Source organism: Alteromonas sp. WD8-37 (assembly GCF_055326825.1).
Genome location: NZ_JBUZOV010000003.1, coordinates 270,329 through 288,612 on the forward strand (window position 1 = coordinate 270,329; position 18,284 = coordinate 288,612).

General features: G+C 54.0%; 16 protein-coding genes. 5 read left to right on the forward strand and 11 right to left on the reverse strand.

The window, feature by feature from the left end:
* Nucleotides 1-106: 106 nt before the first annotated feature.
* Complete coding sequence (locus ACTUJZ_RS10215; RefSeq protein ID WP_463636204.1) at nucleotides 107-2,287, reverse strand: M3 family metallopeptidase; 2,181 nt, start codon at nucleotides 2,285-2,287, stop codon at nucleotides 107-109.
* A gap of 256 nt (nucleotides 2,288-2,543) precedes the next feature.
* Between ACTUJZ_RS10215 and ACTUJZ_RS10220 the strand changes: the two genes are divergently transcribed.
* Nucleotides 2,544-3,068, forward strand: a complete 525-nt coding sequence (locus ACTUJZ_RS10220; RefSeq protein ID WP_463636205.1) for a YgjV family protein — start codon at nucleotides 2,544-2,546, stop codon at nucleotides 3,066-3,068.
* 2 nt (nucleotides 3,069-3,070) lie between these two features.
* Here ACTUJZ_RS10220 and purU read toward each other — a convergent pair whose 3' ends face one another.
* Nucleotides 3,071-3,925, reverse strand: a complete 855-nt coding sequence (purU, locus tag ACTUJZ_RS10225; protein WP_463636206.1) for a formyltetrahydrofolate deformylase — start codon at nucleotides 3,923-3,925, stop codon at nucleotides 3,071-3,073.
* 97 nt (nucleotides 3,926-4,022) lie between these two features.
* Nucleotides 4,023-4,640: an RNA 2',3'-cyclic phosphodiesterase gene (thpR, locus tag ACTUJZ_RS10230; RefSeq protein ID WP_463636207.1), complete on the reverse strand. Its 618-nt coding sequence runs from the start codon at nucleotides 4,638-4,640 to the stop codon at nucleotides 4,023-4,025.
* 92 nt (nucleotides 4,641-4,732) lie between these two features.
* On the opposite strand from thpR, the gene hrpB reads away from it, so the two are divergent.
* Both hrpB and phbB read left to right on the forward strand, forming a co-directional pair.
* Nucleotides 4,733-7,225, forward strand: a complete 2,493-nt coding sequence (hrpB, locus tag ACTUJZ_RS10235; RefSeq protein ID WP_463636208.1) for an ATP-dependent helicase HrpB — start codon at nucleotides 4,733-4,735, stop codon at nucleotides 7,223-7,225.
* 156 nt (nucleotides 7,226-7,381) lie between these two features.
* Nucleotides 7,382-8,104 (forward strand): acetoacetyl-CoA reductase, encoded by a 723-nt coding sequence (gene phbB, locus ACTUJZ_RS10240; RefSeq protein WP_463636209.1) that lies wholly within the window; start codon nucleotides 7,382-7,384, stop codon nucleotides 8,102-8,104.
* Between the two features lie 38 nt (nucleotides 8,105-8,142).
* Here phbB and ACTUJZ_RS10245 read toward each other — a convergent pair whose 3' ends face one another.
* From ACTUJZ_RS10245 to phaR, 5 genes are all read right to left on the reverse strand, one after another.
* Nucleotides 8,143-9,360 carry a lytic murein transglycosylase gene (locus tag ACTUJZ_RS10245; RefSeq protein WP_463636210.1) on the reverse strand — a complete coding sequence of 406 codons (1,218 nt, stop codon included), beginning with the start codon at nucleotides 9,358-9,360 and terminating at the stop codon, nucleotides 8,143-8,145.
* 74 nt (nucleotides 9,361-9,434) lie between these two features.
* The gene (locus ACTUJZ_RS10250; protein WP_463636211.1) at nucleotides 9,435-10,652 is read right to left on the reverse strand and encodes a polyhydroxyalkanoate depolymerase; all 1,218 of its coding nucleotides are present in this window, start codon (nucleotides 10,650-10,652) and stop codon (nucleotides 9,435-9,437) included.
* Between the two features lie 104 nt (nucleotides 10,653-10,756).
* The gene (locus ACTUJZ_RS10255; protein WP_463636212.1) at nucleotides 10,757-11,107 is read right to left on the reverse strand and encodes a phasin family protein; all 351 of its coding nucleotides are present in this window, start codon (nucleotides 11,105-11,107) and stop codon (nucleotides 10,757-10,759) included.
* Nucleotides 11,108-11,141: 34 nt separating this feature from the next.
* Nucleotides 11,142-11,942 carry a phasin family protein gene (locus tag ACTUJZ_RS10260; RefSeq protein WP_463636213.1) on the reverse strand — a complete coding sequence of 267 codons (801 nt, stop codon included), beginning with the start codon at nucleotides 11,940-11,942 and terminating at the stop codon, nucleotides 11,142-11,144.
* Nucleotides 11,943-12,104: 162 nt separating this feature from the next.
* Nucleotides 12,105-12,524: a polyhydroxyalkanoate synthesis repressor PhaR gene (gene phaR / locus ACTUJZ_RS10265; protein ID WP_463636214.1), complete on the reverse strand. Its 420-nt coding sequence runs from the start codon at nucleotides 12,522-12,524 to the stop codon at nucleotides 12,105-12,107.
* Between the two features lie 242 nt (nucleotides 12,525-12,766).
* Here phaR and ACTUJZ_RS10270 point away from each other — a divergent pair, with 242 nt between their 5' ends.
* The gene (locus tag ACTUJZ_RS10270) at nucleotides 12,767-13,165 is read left to right on the forward strand and encodes a DUF4168 domain-containing protein (RefSeq protein ID WP_463636215.1); all 399 of its coding nucleotides are present in this window, start codon (nucleotides 12,767-12,769) and stop codon (nucleotides 13,163-13,165) included.
* A gap of 69 nt (nucleotides 13,166-13,234) precedes the next feature.
* Here the strand turns inward: ACTUJZ_RS10270 and ACTUJZ_RS10275 are convergent, their stop codons facing one another.
* Both ACTUJZ_RS10275 and ACTUJZ_RS10280 read right to left on the reverse strand, forming a co-directional pair.
* Complete coding sequence (locus ACTUJZ_RS10275; protein ID WP_463636216.1) at nucleotides 13,235-15,010, reverse strand: PHA/PHB synthase family protein; 1,776 nt, start codon at nucleotides 15,008-15,010, stop codon at nucleotides 13,235-13,237.
* 12 nt (nucleotides 15,011-15,022) lie between these two features.
* On the reverse strand, nucleotides 15,023-15,265 hold the full coding sequence (locus tag ACTUJZ_RS10280; RefSeq protein ID WP_463636217.1) for a DUF6489 family protein: 243 nt from the start codon (nucleotides 15,263-15,265) through the stop codon (nucleotides 15,023-15,025).
* A gap of 159 nt (nucleotides 15,266-15,424) precedes the next feature.
* On the opposite strand from ACTUJZ_RS10280, the gene mrcB reads away from it, so the two are divergent.
* On the forward strand, nucleotides 15,425-17,740 hold the full coding sequence (gene mrcB / locus ACTUJZ_RS10285) for a penicillin-binding protein 1B (RefSeq protein ID WP_463636218.1): 2,316 nt from the start codon (nucleotides 15,425-15,427) through the stop codon (nucleotides 17,738-17,740).
* Between the two features lie 131 nt (nucleotides 17,741-17,871).
* Here mrcB and ACTUJZ_RS10290 read toward each other — a convergent pair whose 3' ends face one another.
* Nucleotides 17,872-18,135 (reverse strand): hypothetical protein, encoded by a 264-nt coding sequence (locus tag ACTUJZ_RS10290; RefSeq protein ID WP_463636219.1) that lies wholly within the window; start codon nucleotides 18,133-18,135, stop codon nucleotides 17,872-17,874.
* Nucleotides 18,136-18,284: the final 149 nt, after the last annotated feature.

Sequence of the window (18,284 nt, forward strand, 5' to 3'; positions counted from 1 at the left end):
AGCAGGTATTATAAGCAATGTCCTGGTTAAAAAAAGTGCCAGGCACATAAAAAAACCCGCCGCCAGCAAGCTGGGGCAGGTTAATAGTAAGTGCGCGTGTTAACGCTTAGTTTTTCTCTTCAGGTACCGGGAAACCACGGTCACGCATCAGCGCGTCAGTTTTGGCATCACGGCCGCGGAACTTACGATAGGCTTCGGCTGGATCCATGGCATTTCTGACCGAAAACAGATATTTTACTAACCGCTCGGACAGCTCTTCATCGTAAAATCCACCTGGCGCCTGGGCAAAGGCTTCAGACGCATCGGCAGTCAATACTTCGGCCCACATATAGCCATAATAAGCTGCTGCATAGCCTTCGCTGGAGAAGATATGGCCAAAGTGTGGGCTACGGTGACGCATCACCACTTCTTCGGGCATCCCCAGTTTTTCTAACTGAGTTTTTTCAAACTCATCCGGGTCGATGTCTTTAGGATCGGTGGTGTGATACAGCAGATCCATGATGGCCGAGGCCATATACTCGGTGGTCTTGAACCCTTCATTAAAGGTAGAGGCCCGTTTGATTTTGGCTACCAGCTCATCCGGGATCGGCTCGCCGGTTTTATAATGCACCAGGTAGTTATCAATCACTTCATCGGTGGTCAGCCAGCGCTCCAACAGCTGTGATTGAAACTCGGTGTAATCGCGTACGCCTGAGTGCGAAGTGGGGTAGGCCACATCGGCAGACAAAAAGTGCAGGGCGTGGCCGAATTCATGGAAGTAAGTTTCGGCATCATCCCAGGAAATCAGCGTAGGCTCGCCTTCCGGGCCTTTTACAAAGTTTGAGTTGTTAGATGACAATACGGTTTCTTTGCCATCAAAGGTGGTGTAATCCCGGTAGGTGGTTGCCCACGCACCGGAGCGTTTACCTTTACGCGCAAACGGGTCCAGATACCATAAACCGATATGCTCGCCACTGTCTTTGTCGGTAACTTCCCATACTTTTACATCCGGGTGGAATACCGGCACCTTGCCTTCCTCGACCGGCGCAAAGTCAAAGTTGAACAAGCGGCCGGCCACATAGAACATGGCTTCGCGCAGTTTATCCAGTTGCAGATATTCTTTGACTTCGTTGGAGTCCAGATCGTATTTAGCCTGGCGCACTTTTTCAGCATAGAAGCGATAATCCCATGGCTCGATGGTGATATCGTCGCCCTGCTTATCGGCAATGGCCTGCATGTCAGCCACTTCCTGTTCGACCCGGGCAATGGCTGCTGGCCATACCTTCATCATCAGGTCCATGGCGGCTTCTGGGGTCTTGGCCATGCGGTCTTCTAAGCGCCAGGTAGCATAATCTTCATAGCCAAGCAGCTCTACCCGCTCATCACGCAGCTTCAGGATCTGTTTGATCAATTCATTATTGTCCTGCGCGCCGCCATTGTCGCCACGATCATAATAAGTGCGCCATACCTTTTCGCGCAGATCGCGGTGTGTGGAATAGGTCAAAAACGGGTCCATCGAAGAGCGGGTGTTGGTGATGGCGTATTCACCTTCACGGCCACGCTCAGCGGCCGCGGCGGCTGCGGCGGTCACAAAGGTTTCTGGCAGGCCATCCAGCTGGTCTTTGCTGATGTAGGTGACATAGTTTTCTTCGTCCGCCAGCACATTGTTGGAAAACTCGGTGTGCAGTTTGGCCAGCTCTTCGTTAATTTCGGCATAACGAGCTTTTTTGTCGCCATCCAGCGTGGCGCCGTTACGGGCAAAGCTGTTGTAGGTCAGCCAGGTGACGCGCTGTTCTTCTTCGGTCAGGCTGTTCATCTCATCACTTTCATACACCTCTTTGACCCGTTCAAACAGTTTTTGATTCTGCGTAATCTGAGTAAAAAAGGCCGACAATTTTGGCGACATCTCGGTTTGGATTTCACGAAACTCCGGGCTGGACTTGTTTGAGCTCCAGATCCCCCAGTAAGTAAATACTCGCTTGAGCGGCTCACCGGCGCGCTCCATGGCCGCGATGGTGTTGGCAAAGGTAGGGGCTTCTGGGTTATTGGCAATTTCTTCAATCTCAGCCAGATTCAGCGCCATGCCTTTTTCTAAGGCAGGCTTTAAATCTTTTAGTTGCATGCTTTCAAATTGCGGCACACCGCTGTACGGGCCCTGGTATTCCTGCAACAACACATTATCAAATGCTGTTTGTTCAGCACTGGTGGCGGTGTCAGTTGTTGGTGTGGACACTTCTGCCTGATTACTACAGGCTGATAGTCCCAGCACCACAGCAGCGGCTGTCAGTGACGCCTTAAACTTTCCCATATTGCATTCCTGTCTTTTATTGTCGTTTTGTTAAAAAATTTATACTAGAGGATAGTGACGCGAAGTTAAATACACCGCATCGCCTCAACACCGTAGAAAGCTGTAAACTCATCGGATTTGCACGCAAATTCGCTGTCATAAAAAGGTCATAAAAAATTGCTTGCCGAAAAAATGGGCTGCAGCGTACACTGCGCAGCTTCTGGCCCCCGCCGGGATTTCAGCCTTATATATCGTGTTCTTTTTCTGGAGCCGCCCCATGTCCTACGAACTGCTGCTACACAGCGCGCCGGTGTGCCTGGCGCTGTTGTCATTCTGGTCCAACACCGAACAAAAACTGCTGCTGATTAATTTAGGCTTGTGTATCACCATTGCCACTTTGCTGGCTGTACAAGGTGCCTGGAGTGGGGTGGTGGTGATGAGCGTTGCGGGCATGAGCACCAGCTACCGTCTGCTTACTCAACGCCTGGTGAATCGGCATCTGACCGGAGTGCTGATTGTGCTGATGGCCGGGCTGATCGGCTACATCAATCAGCGTACCGGCAATACCGGCTGGCTGGAGATCCTGCCGCTGATGACCTTTATTCTGTATCGCTTTGGTGAGCTGCACTGTCGGGAGGCCGGCCTGCGCTTGTGCATGATCAGCGGCTCGGTGATATTTGCCGCTTATGCGCTGGTCAATCAGACCTGGGGCGTGGTGCTGACCGAAAGCTTATTTGCGCTGTCTAACAGCTGGTTTTATGTGCGCTTATTGCGCCGTCAGCGGCGTGCCGCCTGGCAGTAAGCTCAGGCAAACACCACGGTTTTGTTATGATGAATAATGACCCTGTCCTCTAAGTGATAACGCACCCCGTGGGCCAGCGCCGTGACCTCGCAATCTTTGCCCTTGCGCACCATATCGGCGGCACTGTCGCTGTGACTGATGCGCTTAACGCTTTGCTCGATGATCGGGCCTTCGTCTAAGTCGCTGGTGACATAGTGACAGGTGGCACCGATCAGTTTTACGCCTCGCTCATAGGCTTGCTGATAAGGCCGCGCGCCGGCGAACGAAGGTAAAAAGCTGTGGTGAATATTGATCGCCCGGCCGGCCAGAGTCTGGCACATATCCGCCGGCAGAATTTGCATGAAGCGCGCCAGCACGGTCAGGTCAGCCTGATGATCATGCAGTAAGCGGGCAATTTTGGCAAAGGCTGCTGCCTTGCCCAACTGATGAAAATCGACAAAATAAAACGGCACATTATACCACTGGGCAAATTCTTCCAGTTGCGGATGATTGGCGATGATACAGGGAATGTCACAGTACAGCTCGCCGGTGTGCCAGCGATGCAGTAAATCCACCAAACAATGGGATTCCAAACTGGCCAGTAAAGCCACTCGCTGACGGCGGGCGGAATCGCGTAATTGCCACTGCATCTGAAATTCTTCGGCCAGCGGCGTAAAGGCCTGCACAAAGCCGGCATAATCCAGGCTCAGATGTTCAGTACCAATCTCATGGCGCATAAAAAAGCGGCCGGTTTGTAAATCGGTGTGGTGACTGGCTTCGACAATGGTGGCGCGGTGGTCAGCTAAAAACTGCGCCACCCGGGCTACCAACCCAATCTGATCGGGGCAATCAATGACAAGCCGAAAAGTATGCTGCATGGCCTGGTTCGCTTAAAAAATGTGCCGGTCATGATGTTGTACCGGGGCCAGCTGAGAATGTAAAGCCTTTCGCTTAGCTGGCGCAAAACGCCGGCTGTTAGCGCTCAATCTGGCCTCGCCGCAACTGCTCACGAATAGACAATGCCGGGCGCAGCGGCCAGCTGTGGCGAATCGGATAGTGCACGCCGTGGCGCTGGCTGACCGACTCAAACAAATGAAAGTCACGGCATTGCCAGTGAACATCGGGTATGGTCAACGGCGGGGGCACTGCGGTGGTGGCCTTGCGGATCAAGGTGACGTGCGGCTGAAACGGCCGGCTATCCACCTGAATACCTGCTCGGCGTGCGGCTTTACGGACCTGCTTGGCCAGCTGCATCAGCTCCTCGGCAGGCTGGTTGGGCGCAGCATAGATGATTTTAGGCCCATTCCAGACCCCGGTGGTATCCAGGATCACCGGTACCGGCGGCGCTGACACTGTGTCCAGTTCATTGCACAAGGCTTCATGCTGGCGCGGGCTGAGCTGGCCCAAAAAGGCCAGGGTCAGATGTAAGTTGGCTGCCGGCACGGTTACCGGAATGGCCGGTTGGCCGGGCGCCGGGGGCGGGCGCTGTGGATCCGGCGCGCGAATATCCGGAAATGCCCGGTCTCGCCAGTCCGCCAGCGCCAACTTGGTCTCGGCCGGTAGTGCCAGGCCAACAAAACAGCGCATAGTCATACAGGCTCCCTGTCGGAAAAATTCATGCATTTACCCAGTGGGTACGTACAATAGCCAGACTAGAGTTTGTTTGCATTGGATAATTGCGTTTTATGTCTGATCCGACCCACCGTTTTCCCGCCCAGGCCATTGCAGGGCAAGTGTGTGACACCCTGGCCAGCACCGACTGCATTGTGGCAGCCCCGCCTGGTGCCGGTAAATCAACGGTGCTACCGCTGGCGCTGCTCAAACACTTTACCGATAAGACCATTGTAATGTTGCAGCCGCGCCGGGTGGTGGTGCGCAGTTTAGCAGCCTATCTGGCCGCGCAGCTGGGTGAATCGGTGGGCCAGACAGTGGGCTATCGGGTGCGCGGTGACAGCAAGGTTGGGCCTGATACCCGGTTAGAAATCATTACCGAGGGCATCTTGGCACGGCGGATTGCCCAGGATCCGGAGTTGGCTGGCGTCGATATCCTGATGTTTGATGAGTTTCACGAGCGCAATATTCACAGTGATTTTGGTCTGGCACTGGCATTGGAAGTGCAGCAGGGGCTACGCGACGATCTGCGTTTGCTGATGATGTCGGCCACCCTGGATGTGGAGGCGGTGCACACCTTATTGCCCGCCGCAGCGGTGGTGGAAACCAGCGGGCGCATGTTTGAGGTGACACTTAGCTACACCGGGCAGGTGGCACCAGCGCAACTGCATCAACAAGTGGCCCGCGAGGCACGCGCGCTGTGCCAGGCAGTGACCGGCGATGTGTTGGTATTTTTACCCGGCAGGGGCGCCATTCGCGCGGTCCAGCGCCAGTTAAACGAGATGCTGCCGACCGCGTCGGTGGTGGTGCACACCCTGTATGGTGCCGCGTCACGCCAGCAACAACAGGCTGCGCTGGTGGCTGACCCGCAGGGCCGCCAAAAAATCATTCTGGCCACCAATGTGGCCGAAACCTCGCTGACCATTGATAACATCGAAGGGGTAGTGGACAGCGGGTTGGAAAATCATGCCCAGTTTCACCCGGGTAGCGGCCTGACCCAGCTTACCCAGCAAATGATTTCCCAGGCATCGGCAGACCAGCGTCTGGGCCGGGCCGGGCGGCTACGTCCCGGTCGTTGCGTACGGCTGTGGGCCAAAGAGCAAACAGCACGCATGCGCCGCTTCGCCCAGCCGCAAATACTGTGTGAAGATGTCACCGCCTTGTTACTGGAGGCGCTGAGCTGGGGCAGTCAGCTGGATGAACTGGCCTTATTGGATGCACCTGGCACAGCGCAGCAAACCTATGCCCGTGATACTTTGCTGCAGCTTGAAGCCATCACCGTGAACTCGGCTGGTCTGTGGCAAATCACTGCATATGGCCGGCAGTTGGCCAGCTTGCCCTGTCAGCCGCGTTTAGCGCATGCCTTACTGCAAAGTATTCAGCGCGCTGCCGAATATCCGGGCCTAACCAGCGCCGCCGCCTGGATGGTGGCACTGGCCGAAGATAGCGGGCGGCATACCGCCTTTCGGGTCAGCGATCTGGTACAGCAGGCCGAGCCGGGCCAGCTGCAACGGCTGCGCAAACAAGCCCAGCGCCTGCTTAAACAGGTGGCGCCTACTGATACGCTGAGCACGCAGCCTGAGCCGGCGCTATTAGCTGTGGCAATATTACTGGCTTATCCGGAGCGTCTGGCCCACCGCCAGCATGGCCAGTGGAAGCTGGCCTCGGGCAAGGGGGCGGTGGTCGACGGCCCGGTTGGCGAGGCGCAGTGGCTGGCTATGCTACACGGCCAGCAACAGGGCGCCACTATTACCGTCCGCCAGGCTGAGCCAGTCAGCGAAGCGGTGGTCATGCAGCTATTTGAGCCCCAGATCCAGCAGGCCGCCGAGGTCAGTCTGGATCTTCAACAGGGCCTGATCCAGGCGCGCCAGGTGCGCCGCCTGTTTGCCCTGACTTTAAGCAGTGAGCCGCTGGCCAGCCCGCCCCCGGCCGCGCTGGCCAATGCTTGGTGGCAGCATTTGCAGGACCAGCCGCTCAGCGACTGGCCGTTGTCAGCCCGAACCCGGCAATGGCTCAATCGGCTGGCGCTGGCCCGGGAGCTGGCTCTGCCGCAACCCCAGGCGTTTGCCGAGCCGGATCCCTGGCCAACGGAGGAATCATTGTTACAGCAACTGGACCAGGAGGCATTGCACCGCGCACTGGGTCGTTGCCGACGCTACGAGCAGGTTGCTGATATCGCCTGGTTTACGTTGTTTAATCAGGCGTTGACCTGGCCGCAACAGGATGCGCTGGCGACTTTGTTGCCGGAAAACATAACAGTGCCGTCAGGCCACACCCACACCCTGGATTATCAGGCAGATGGTCAGGTTATTCTGGCGGTGCGCATGCAGGAAATGTATGGCCAGACTGCCCCATACACTGTTGCTCAGGGCCACCACACCGTGACCTTGTCGCTATTGTCACCGGCGGGCCGGCCGTTACAAAAAACCCAGGATCCGGGGCTGTTCTGGCAGGGCAGCTATCAGCAAATTCAAAAAGAGATGAAAGGCCGGTACCCCAAACATTACTGGCCGGATGATCCGAGTAGCGCTCAGGCCACCACCAAAACCAAAAGAGCAATGAATTGATTTTAAAGCGATTTCACATACTGTTTACAAAATAAGCGTTAAGCGCTCACAAAATAAACAGAAAAAGTTTAAAATTTAGGCTGTTCAGCGAGCAAATTTCGTGACTATACTGGCTGCGATCAATGGGATCGACACCTTACACACGGAGGATGCAACATGAGCAGAATCGCTCTGGTCACAGGCGGTACTCGCGGTATTGGAGAAGCCATTAGTGTGGCACTACACGAAGCAGGCTATCAGGTTATTGCTAATTATTGTGGTAATGATGAAGCCGCGCAAAAGTTCACTGACAAAACCGGCATCACCGCGCTAAAGTTTGATGTGTCAGATTTTGAAAAAACGCAGCAGGCAGTGCAGCAAATCGAAAATGATTTTGGCCCGGTAGATATTCTGGTCAATAACGCGGGGATCACCCGTGATGGTACAATGCATCGCATGGACGCTCAGCAATGGCATTCTGTGATCGAAACTAACCTGTGCTCTTGTTTTAACACCTCGCGTGCAGTCATCGAAGGCATGCGCGACCGTAAATTTGGTCGCATTGTGAATATTGGCTCGATCAACGGCCAGGCTGGCCAATATGGTCAGGTTAACTATGCCGCAGCCAAATCCGGCATTCATGGCTTTACCAAGGCTCTGGCGCAAGAAAGTGCAGCCAAGGGCATTACTGTCAATGCCATTGCCCCAGGCTATGTTGATACCGAAATGGTGCGTGCAGTGCCTGACGAGGTATTAGAAAAGATTATTGCTAAGATTCCGGTTGGGCGCTTAGGCTCACCCAAAGACATCGCTCGAACCGTACTGTTTTTGGTCGACGATGACGCGACCTTTATCACTGGCTCGACCTTATCGGTCAATGGTGGCCAGCACATGTATTAAGGCGCTTTTGTCCCGGGCAATAGCCCGGGGCGAGCGTGTTATAACGAGGCGCTGTCCTGGGCCACTGTAAGCCCCAGCGTCTGCATGACCTCCCGGGTTGGAAACCCATCGGCAATCATCTGATTGGCCAGCTGAAACTCACGGATCCCGGCACGGGTCGCCGGACCCAAAATCCCGTCGGGTTTACCTACTTCAAAGCCTTTTGCATTCAGGGTTTTCTGCAAACTCAAAATATCTTGGCGGGTATAGGCAGGCAGTTCCGGTAAGGCCTGACGTAAACCCGGTGAACCCGCAATTTGATTGGCCAGCGCGCCCACGGCGATGGCGTAAAACTCCGAGTTGTTCCAGCGCATGATCACACGAAAATTTTGGTAAGCCAAAAACGCCGGGCCCTGATGGCTGGCGGGCACGACGACATAGGCACTGATGTCACTGGCCGGTAAAGCTGCTCCGGAAGGCAGGGTAATGCCCTGTTCTTGCCAGGCGCTGACGCTGCGGCGATGTTGATATCCGGCCAAACGATAATCAAAGTCCTTGGGCAGAGCAATTTCCCGGCCCCAGCGAAAACCAGGCTGCCAACCCAGATTCGCTAAAAAGTTAGCCGCACTGGTCAAGGCGTCGGCTTCACTGTGCCACAAATTGATCTGGCCATTGCCATCCCCATCAGTGGCATACTGATAATAGGCGCTGGGCATAAACTGGGTGTGGCCCATGGCACCAGCCCAGGATCCCACCATGGTGTCGGGGCTTAACGACTCGCGTTCCATCAATTTAAGAGCGGTCATCAGCTCTTGGGTAAAGTAGGCACTGCGGCGGCGATCACAGGCCAGCGTGGCCAGCGAACTGAGCACCGGCATTTTGCCTTTATACCCGCCAAAATTGGTTTCCAGGCCCCAGAAGGCCAGTAGATAATGAGGCGGGATGCCGTACTCTTGTTCCAGTTTACGCAGTAGCGGGCCATGTTCTGCCAGCAATTGCTGACCCTTACTTACCCGCCAGTCGGTCACCCGTTTGCTGTAATAATCCGGAAAGGTGGTGACAAATTCAGGCTGACTGCGATCCAGCTCAATCACCCGGTCAATCTGTTCGATACTGGCAAAGGCGGTATCCACCACCGGCTGAGCCACGCCCTCGGTTACAGCCTGCTCGGCCAGGCGGGTTTTACATTGAGCAAAATCGGAGTCGGTTTGAGCTGTGGCCGGTAACGACAGCACCGCAGCACACATCCATCCCAGCGAAGAGAAAAAGCGTATCATAGCATTACCTTCTGAGTAAGAAGCGTCCATGCTATCTTAAAGAATGTGGTCAGGGCGAATGAAATTCGGCTGAATCAGTCGTTTTTGTGGATAAACTGAGTGATAAGCGGGCGCACCTGAGTGCGGAATTTGGAGCCACTAAAAATGCCGTAATGACCGGCCCCTTGCTGGACATGATGCTGGCGCAGCGTATCCGGTAGGGCATGGCAAATGGTATGTGCTGCCTGGGTTTGGCCCAACCCGCAAATATCATCGTCGGCACCTTCCACAGTTAGCAGTGGCGTGTTAGTGATGGCACCAAAATTAACCGGTTTGCCTTTGTAGGTGATGGTGCCTTCGGCCAATTCATTGTGCTTAAAGACCCGTTCGATGGTTTCTAAGTAAAATTCGGCCGGAATATCCAATACCGCCATGTATTCATCGTAAAAGGCCCGGAAGCGGTCTGCATCTTCTTCTTCACCCACCACCAGGTTTTGGAAAAAGTTCATGTATTTGCGCATATGCGCCTGTTGATTCATGCTAATAAAGCCGCCCAGTTGCATAAACCCGGGGTACACTTCCCGGCCTTCGCCGGGGTAACCGTGGGGCACCTGCATGATGGCCACATGGCGAAACCAGCTCATGGGATGCTGCTGGGCAAAGTCATTCACCCGCGTGGGATTTTGGCTGGTATCCAGCGGCCCTGCCATCAGGGTCAGGGTTTTGGGCGTGCACTCACTGCGCTGCTCGGCTAACACCGCGGTGGCGATAAGCGCCTGCACGGTGGGCTGGCAAATGGCCATTAAATGAGTATCGGGACCTAAAAACTCCAAAAACTGGATGAGATATTCCACATAGCAATCGAAGGTAAAGGGGCCATCACTCAACGGCACTTCTTTAGCATCGGCCCAGTCGGTGACATACACTTCGTGGTCGGGCAGCAGCGCATTGACGGTGCCCTTCAGCAGGGTAGCAAAATGGCCGGACAGTGGGGCAACCAGCAACACCTTATGAGTATCTTTGACGCCTATGCGATTAAAATGTATCAGATCGCAAAAAGGCATGCTCAGCGCAATTTCTTCACGTACCGGGTGGGTTTGCTCGCGAATGGTGACCTCATCGATATCAAAGCCTAACTTTTCATAACGTTGGGTCAGGCGCATGGCCGTTTCCAGCGAGGCTTTGGTGACACGGCCAGGTAAGGTATGGGACACCCAATTGGCCGGATGACTGGCCAGCGAATGCATCAGACTGAAGCCTTCGTGCATCACGTGGGCGGTGCGGGTCAGGTAATCGTACGCCTGGTAGTTCATAACAACACTCCTAAAGACAGACTTGAGACCGGGCACACAGGGCGGCAGCATCTCACCCAGGCGGGGGGACAGCTGATAACACTTGGTCATCAGCTGCAAACTGCTTAGGGTTGTTTGGCTGCGCTGGCAACTTTGGCGCTAACGTCATCGCTCATGCTCTTGAACATTTCGCCGGCTTTTTGCTGTGCCTCACTCATAATGGAATACGAGCTTTTGGCGGTTTCGGCCATTTTTTCCTGCACCGCTTCAAAATAAGCTTTTTGCGTTTCTGCCACAGCCATCACATCTTTTTGGTTGCTCAGTTTCTCAAAATACGTCATGCCTTCTGACATCAACGAGGAATATAAAGCATTTTGCTTTTCAGCTAGTTGCTGCACGGTGGTCAGGTTTAAAGAAGCCAGATCGTTCATCGGTTTCATGGCGGCTTTGAATTGTTCGTTCATTTGTTCAAACATGGTAGTGCTCCATTATGGGTTAACGAAATTTAATTTAACTGGTAGATTTTGCTGAATCGGTTTTAGTCGACGCTGGTGAGCCCGCTGATTTTGACGGGGCTGCCTTATGCGCCGACTTTTCTGACGACGCGCCACTGTTTTTTGCTGGCTGACTGGCCTGCTGACCCGCTTGGTTGCTCTCCGCAGTTGGTGCCTTGGCCGTGGACGAAGACGGTTTGACCGGCGCAGCGCTTTTGGTCTCCGTCACAGAGCTGGCTGCTGTTTTATCAGCGGGCTTGGCTTTGACCGATGGCCTGTCGACCGGGCGTTTGTCTGCGCGGGGCGACTTGCTCGAGCTGGCCTTGGCGGCTGGCTTTGTTCTGGTCTTACTGCTGGGTTTTTTAGCTGTGTCGCTGGCACTTTTGCGTGCAGCGTTAGTCTGGGCGCTAGGGGTCTTTGCCTCAGCGCTAGCCGCTTTTACCTCACCGCTAGTGGCCTCGGTACTGGCACGGGCGGACGCAGGGGCAAACGGCGTAACGGCTGACTGCTGCATGCCCTGTGAAAATAAGCCGGTGGCCTGCTGCTGAAACTGGGCGATGGTCTGGCAGGCATCTTTCGATGAACTGGCCAGCCGCTCGCGCAATGAAGCCGCGTATTCAGAATTTGCCGCCATAATGTTTTTGAACTCGGGGTCCACACTGACCGCTTCAACATATTTCATTGAATCGGACAGCATGCCGGCGACCAGTTCAGATTGTTGGCGAGCGAATTGCTCAGCAGCCTGAGTATGCAGCGAAAACCACGCCTGCATCGGCTGGTCAGCATCTTTTAGTGAAGCAGAAAAAAGACCAAACATGAAAATCTCCTGTACCAAGATAAGTATGCTGCGCTGCAGCATGGTGGTTAAATAGTATACAGGGAAGGGGAGGGGGTCAATGCAATTTGCTGCAAAGCAGCATTTGTTTTTATATCTTTTTTATCTGACAACCAATTTTTTTATGCAGCAATGCTTCACTAGTTACTTTTTCCCTTTACCTGTCCACAGGTGCATGTTGTCTTCCATGATTTTGCCAAACACTGACATAGGATGGTTGTCTATCAGGTTTTTCATCAGGCCCTGCATCTGGTCTTGCTGCTCCATTACATGCAGCAGGCTTTGCTCCAGGTAGGCACGGACAAAATCCTGCATGTCGGTGTCGTAATACCGAATCAGTTGTTTGAGCAACGAGTTGGTCAGCAGCGACTGGTTGTCGTTGGTTTCTGACTCACTGATTATTTGCAATAAAATGGATTTGGTCAGATCGGCATCGGTTTTTGAGTCCACCACCACAAAGTCTTTTCTGTCGCTGATCAGCGATTTGATGTACTCAAGATTGACATACTGGCTCTGGGCAGTGTCGTATAGCCGGCGATTGGGGTATTTTTTGATGGTGATCATACAGTTTGCCCAGCACAACAAAGGATCTTCAGAGTACCCATAACCGTCATAATGAGCAAGCGGGGCGCAATTGTGTGTGAAATAACCAACACTTTTGTCGGCCCTGGATCCTATGTTAGCGTGCCACTAAATGATAACCCTATGATTTGTTGAGCCCGAACCGAAGTTGGTACGAATCTGGCTTCTATCATGATGCGCGCCCTCGACCAGGGGCAAATTAACTACTGACCTGGAGTCAAAGTATGAACAAATTTGTTAAAACAATCGCCGCAAGCGCTGTTATTGCATCCTGTGCTTCTTTTACTGCCACGGCGCAACAAGCCTCTAACCAGGGACTTGAGCAGCAGTCGCAGCAGCAATCAGCCAGTTACGACGATGCTACTTTGCTCAAATTTACCATGGCAATGGAAGCGGTAAGTAATGTAGCCAACAAATACGATCCACAATTTAAGCAAGTGGAAAGCCCGGAAAAAGCGCAGGAAATTCAAAAGCAGGCGCAGTCTGAAATGGTGAGCGAAATCGAAAAGACCGGCCTGACAGTGGAAAAATACACCACTATCGCACAAAAAGTGCAAACCGATGAGCAACTGCGTGAACGCGTGTTAACCATTGCCCGTGAACAGCAGCAGGAAAACAGCTAATTAGCTTATCTTCTGGCGAACTCTTCGCCGCGACAAAAAGGCAGCCGAGGCTGCCTTTTTTGTGTCTGGCTATAATTGTTTTTGCACGTATCTGCCCGGCGCAGGTTCAATGGCCGGATAATCAGTATGGCTGCCGGGCCTCACCGCGCTCACCTTGGTGGCATCCTGATCCTGCATCCAACTGTACCAGTCGCGCCACCATGAGCCCGGTTTTTCGGTGGCTTCGGCAAACCATTGCTGCGCATCGTCGGGCAGCGCATCGTTGACCCAGTGCGGGTATTTGCCGCCTTGCTCAGGGTTGATAACCCCGGCCAGATGCCCGGAACCCGCCAACACAAACCGCTTCGGCCCTTTCACTAATTGCGTGCCCTGATACGCCCCCTGCCACAGCACAATATGATCGGCCACAGTGGCAAGAAAATACACGGGCATGTCGATTTTACGCAGATCGACCGCTGTTCCGTCGATGCGTATGCCACCGGGTACCTTAAGCGTATTGTTCATGTAGGTATGGCGCAGATACTGTTTAAAACAGGCTGCGGTGATGTTGGTGGGATCGCTATTCCAGTACAAAATATCAAACGGAGCTGGGTCCTGGCCTTTAAGATAATTATTGATAAAGTACGACCAGAACAGATTGTTTTCCCGCAACAGCGAAAAGCTTAAGCCCAATATCCGGCCATCATAGATCCCTTTAAGATCAGCATGATTCTCCATCATGGCGACACTTTCTTCGGTCAGGTAGTTACCAACTTCGCCCTGCTCGCTAAAATCCAGCAGGGTGGTCAGCAGGGTCAGTGAGCCGATGCGCTCATCCTGGCGGGCGCGCAGATAGGCAGCGGTCATACTTAGCAATGTGCCGCCCACACAAAATCCAACCATGTTGATCTTATCCTGACCGGTGACCGCCTGCACCACATCCATCGCTGCTAACGGGCCATGACGCATATAGCTGACAAAATCATGCCTGGCCAGACTGGCATCCGGGTTGACCCAGGAGATCATAAACACCGCGTAGCCTTCATCCAGCAAGCCTTTAACCACTGATTTTTTCTTATTCAGATCAAGGATGTAGTATTTATTGATAAAGGGCGGCACAAACAATACCGGCCGCGCATATTGCTGTTTGCCTGCCGGGGTATAGTGGATCAGCTGCATTAGCTCATTTTGAAAAATCACCTGGCCGGGGGTAGTCGCCAGATTTTCGCCCACGGTGAAGGCATCGCGGTCGGTCTGGGTCACCCGAAACGCCTCCAGCGGGCTTTGTTCCAGATCGCGTAAAAAATTTTCCAGCCCTTTGACCATGCTCTGGCCGTTGGTTTTAAGAATTTCTTCGCACACTTCCGGGTTGGATAACAAATAATTCGACGGTGACAGAGAATTTAAATACTGCCGCGTATAAAAGCGCACGCGCTCAGCCGTTTTGGCATCATCAAAGGTCATGGAATCCAGCATGCCCTGAAACATGCGGGTATTGATCAAATATGCCTGACGCAGATAACTGAACACCGGGCTTTGTTGCCACTGCGGATGAGCAAACCGGCTGTCTTTGGCATCGTGGGTCACCACCTCCTGCATCTGTTCGCCCATCAGGGCGCGGCTGGCTTGCTGCCACAAGGCTTGCTGGTCTTGCAAAAACTGCATATGGTGAGACACCAGGCTGGCAGTATCCACCTGGACATTGTCTTTTATCAGCTGGCTCAGGCCGGCCGGGTCAAACAGATTAGGCTGGGCGGCAGCGCCGCCAGGTTGGCGTTGGGACAGTACCTGTTGTACCAAGGCTGAAAATTGATTGGCATAATCGGTAAGCTGCTCCATTGCCGCCTGATAATCCTGATGTTGCATTGCAGCCTGCTCCTATTTTTTACTGCCTTGATTGGCGGCCAGATTATCAAAAAATGTTTGGTATAACGAAAACGCCTGCTGGCTGCCCTTGATGTAGGGTTGCAGCAGCGCCATCAAGGCTTCACTGTCGCCCTTGGCCAGCTGTTGCTGCATGGCAGCCAGCGTCGACTCGTGCAACTGACTCAAATCCGGCCAGCCAAACAGCTCGCGCGCTTCCTGCGGCGAAAGATCCACATCAATAGAAATCTTCATCATTCGTTCCCCACGAATATTAATCTTGAAGATCAGATGGTTAAGCCATTGCACTATGCAGTGTAAGGGTACTGCAGCCATTCTGACCGCTGAAGCACTGGAAATCGAACCGCGAAACCCGCAAAATCCGCCTCAAGTGTTGTTCTCATCATGGCATGATAAGTGGCTAAAAAACAAACTAAAGCGAAAAAAAATCGACGCGGGTTTGCCCCGTTATTTTTTAAACTGCTGATCGCAGGCCTGGTCGTGCTGGCCGGCTATCTGCTGTATCTGGATGCGCAAATCAAGCACACCTTTTCCGGTAACAAATGGGAAGTGCCCGCGCAGATTTTTGCCCGGCCACTGGTGCTGAACCAGGATTTAGAAATCACCCCGGCTGAGGTGCTCGATGAGCTGGAACTGCTGGGCTACCGCAAAGTGAGCCAGCCCAATGCCAGCGGTGAATATGCTTACTGGCAGCAAAAGCTGATTGTTATGCGCCGTGCATTTCAGTTTGCTGACGGGGTGGAACCGCTGCGCAAAATCACCTTGCAATGGCAGGGTGAGCGTATCACCTCCATCACCGACAATACCCAAGGCAAAGCCATCAACAGTATTCGGCTGGAGCCCTGGCTAGTCACCCGGCTGGTAAGCAGTTCCCGCGAAGACCGCATGCTGGTCAGCCTGGACAGTGTGCCGGAGATGCTGCCCAAAACCCTGACGCTGGTGGAAGACCGCGACTTTTATGATCATCATGGGGTGGCGCCGTTGTCGATTGTGCGCGCGCTGATTGCCAATATTAAAGCCGGGCGCACGGTGCAAGGCGGCAGTACCCTTACTCAGCAGCTGGTCAAAAACCTGTATTTGAGCCGCGAAAAGTCGCTTATCCGTAAAGCCAAAGAAGCGCTGATGGCCATCATCATTGATGCCCGCTACAGCAAGTCAGAAATTTTGCAGGCCTATATGAACGAGGTGTTCCTGGCCCAAAATGGCGATATGGCGGTGCACGGCTTTGGCCTGGCCAGTTATTACTTTTTTGACCGCCCGGCCAATGAGCTGAATGTACCGGAGATTGCCACCCTGGTGGCCATGATCAAAGGGCCGTCCTATTACAACCCGCGCCGCCATCCGGAGCGGGTGGAAGAGCGCCGTAATCTGATCCTACGCTTATTGTTTGAAGCCAACGAAATAAGCGCGGCCCAGTATCAGCACTATATTCAGTCTCCATTGGGCTTAGCCAGCGGGGCCAGCCTGGCCAGTGGCAAGCATCCGGCGTTTATGCAAAAAGTGCGGCAGGAACTCAAAGACATCCTGGCCGATCCCAGTTTGCGCGACTCCGGGGTTAAAGTGTTCACCACCCTGGACATTTATGCTCAGCGCCGCGCCGAGCAGGCCCTCACCACCACCTTGACCCAGCTGCAGCAAAACCGTGAGGCCAAACTGGAAGGGGCTATGGTGGTCAGTGATATCAGCAGTGGTGAGATCCGGGCCATTGTGGGGGCTCGCGAAACCGATTTTAACGGCTTTAACCGGGCGTTGGATGCACGCCGCCAGATTGGCTCGCTGATCAAACCGGCGGTGTATCTGACTGCACTGGAAGATCCTACCCAGTACAATCTGGCCACGCCGCTGGATGATAAGCCGATTACACTAAAAAGTACCGACGGGCAGCTGTGGTCGCCACGCAATTACGACAAAGAATTTCGTGATCAGGTGCCACTGGTGACCGGGCTGGTGGAGTCGCTCAATGTGCCCACCGTGAATCTGGGCATGGAGCTGGGGCTGGACAAGGTCGCCGATACGGTTAAGCGACTGGGGGTGGAAACCCGCATCAAACAGGTGCCGGCCATGACCCTGGGCGCAGTGAGCATGACCCCGCTGCAAACCAACCAGATGTACCAGACCATCTCCAACAATGGCCGCTATATCCCGCTGCACACGGTAACTGCGGTTGTGTCAGCCAGCGATAAGCTGGTTTGGAAGCACGCCGAATTTTATTCGCAGCGCGCCGATGAAGCCGCCACCTATCTGCTAAATTACGGGTTGTACAAGGTCACCCGTGAGGGCACGGCCAAGCGGCTCGGGCAGGCATTTCCGACCATCAACATGGGCGGTAAAACCGGCACCACCGATGATTACCGCGATGCCTGGTTCAGTGGCTTTGATCGCAACAATATCAGCACTGTGTGGGTGGGCAACGATGATAATGCCACGGTTAATCTGACCGGTGCCAGCGGGGCGCTGCCGGTGTTTATCAACTACCAGCGTCTGCAAAGCCCTAAATCTTTGTCACGGCGCTTTCCGGATGGCCTTGGCATTGCCCACTTTAGCCAGCAAACCGGTGAGGTGACGGTACCGGGGTGCCAGAACTCATTGAGTGTGCCGGCCATTCTGGCGGTCTTGCCGCCGCCGCGCAGTGATTGCCGGGGCCAGCCGGTCAAGGCCCCGAGTGACAAGCAGGAAGATAAAAGCTGGTGGGAGCGCTGGTTTGGTGAGTAGCGGTGACGCCGGCCGCTAGCGGCCGGCAAACCAGCGGCGTAATCCGGAAAAGACCAGGGCACTGGCGGCAAACGCCAGGATCGGGCCCATGGTTGCCAAAAACAGTAGAAGCGGGCTAATCATGAGCGCACTCATGCGTCGTTATCGTTAGTGGCCGGCGCTTTTGAGCGGGCGGTCAGACCAGCTTTGGCCGGGATCGGTGCCAGTACCCATTCCATACTGATATCGTGACGCACTTCTTCAGCCAGTTCCTGGCGGGTTTGCTGGGCTGATGCTGCCATCAGTTGCTCGGCTTGAGTCTGCGGGCACGGCTGCTTGGCGGTCGGGGTGGCATGGGCCAGGCTGCAGGTCAGGCCAATAGCGAATAAACAACTGAGTTTTTGCACGGTATTCATCATTTTTCCTTAATCTGAAGTGAACACTGCTCGGCACATCTGGCAGGTGGTAAAAGTAAGTCGCTGTGTTTGATGTAAAGGTTGTAGCGATTGTTGTGCCAGCTGCGAAAAAAATCATTATCCATATGATTCTTTTAGAGTTTTAATAT

Excerpts from the sequence above, each read along its gene's own strand:
- ACTUJZ_RS10255 (WP_463636212.1), bottom strand. The coding sequence starts at position 11,107 with ATGTTTGAACAAATGAACGAACAATTCAAAGCCGCCATGAAACCGATG.
- ACTUJZ_RS10250 (WP_463636211.1), bottom strand. The coding sequence starts at position 10,652 with ATGAACTACCAGGCGTACGATTACCTGACCCGCACCGCCCACGTGATG.
- ACTUJZ_RS10280 (WP_463636217.1), bottom strand. The coding sequence starts at position 15,265 with ATGATGAAGATTTCTATTGATGTGGATCTTTCGCCGCAGGAAGCGCGC.
- phaR (WP_463636214.1), bottom strand. The coding sequence starts at position 12,524 with ATGATCACCATCAAAAAATACCCCAATCGCCGGCTATACGACACTGCC.
- thpR (WP_463636207.1), bottom strand. The coding sequence starts at position 4,640 with ATGACTATGCGCTGTTTTGTTGGCCTGGCACTACCGGCCGAGACCAAG.
- ACTUJZ_RS10270 (WP_463636215.1), top strand. The coding sequence starts at position 12,767 with ATGAACAAATTTGTTAAAACAATCGCCGCAAGCGCTGTTATTGCATCC.
- ACTUJZ_RS10220 (WP_463636205.1), top strand. The coding sequence starts at position 2,544 with ATGTCCTACGAACTGCTGCTACACAGCGCGCCGGTGTGCCTGGCGCTG.
- ACTUJZ_RS10245 (WP_463636210.1), bottom strand. The coding sequence starts at position 9,360 with ATGATACGCTTTTTCTCTTCGCTGGGATGGATGTGTGCTGCGGTGCTG.
- ACTUJZ_RS10290 (WP_463636219.1), bottom strand. The coding sequence starts at position 18,135 with ATGAATACCGTGCAAAAACTCAGTTGTTTATTCGCTATTGGCCTGACC.
- ACTUJZ_RS10275 (WP_463636216.1), bottom strand. The coding sequence starts at position 15,010 with ATGCAACATCAGGATTATCAGGCGGCAATGGAGCAGCTTACCGATTAT.
- ACTUJZ_RS10260 (WP_463636213.1), bottom strand. The coding sequence starts at position 11,942 with ATGTTTGGTCTTTTTTCTGCTTCACTAAAAGATGCTGACCAGCCGATG.
- purU (WP_463636206.1), bottom strand. The coding sequence starts at position 3,925 with ATGCAGCATACTTTTCGGCTTGTCATTGATTGCCCCGATCAGATTGGG.
- hrpB (WP_463636208.1), top strand. The coding sequence starts at position 4,733 with ATGTCTGATCCGACCCACCGTTTTCCCGCCCAGGCCATTGCAGGGCAA.
- phbB (WP_463636209.1), top strand. The coding sequence starts at position 7,382 with ATGAGCAGAATCGCTCTGGTCACAGGCGGTACTCGCGGTATTGGAGAA.
- ACTUJZ_RS10215 (WP_463636204.1), bottom strand. The coding sequence starts at position 2,287 with ATGGGAAAGTTTAAGGCGTCACTGACAGCCGCTGCTGTGGTGCTGGGA.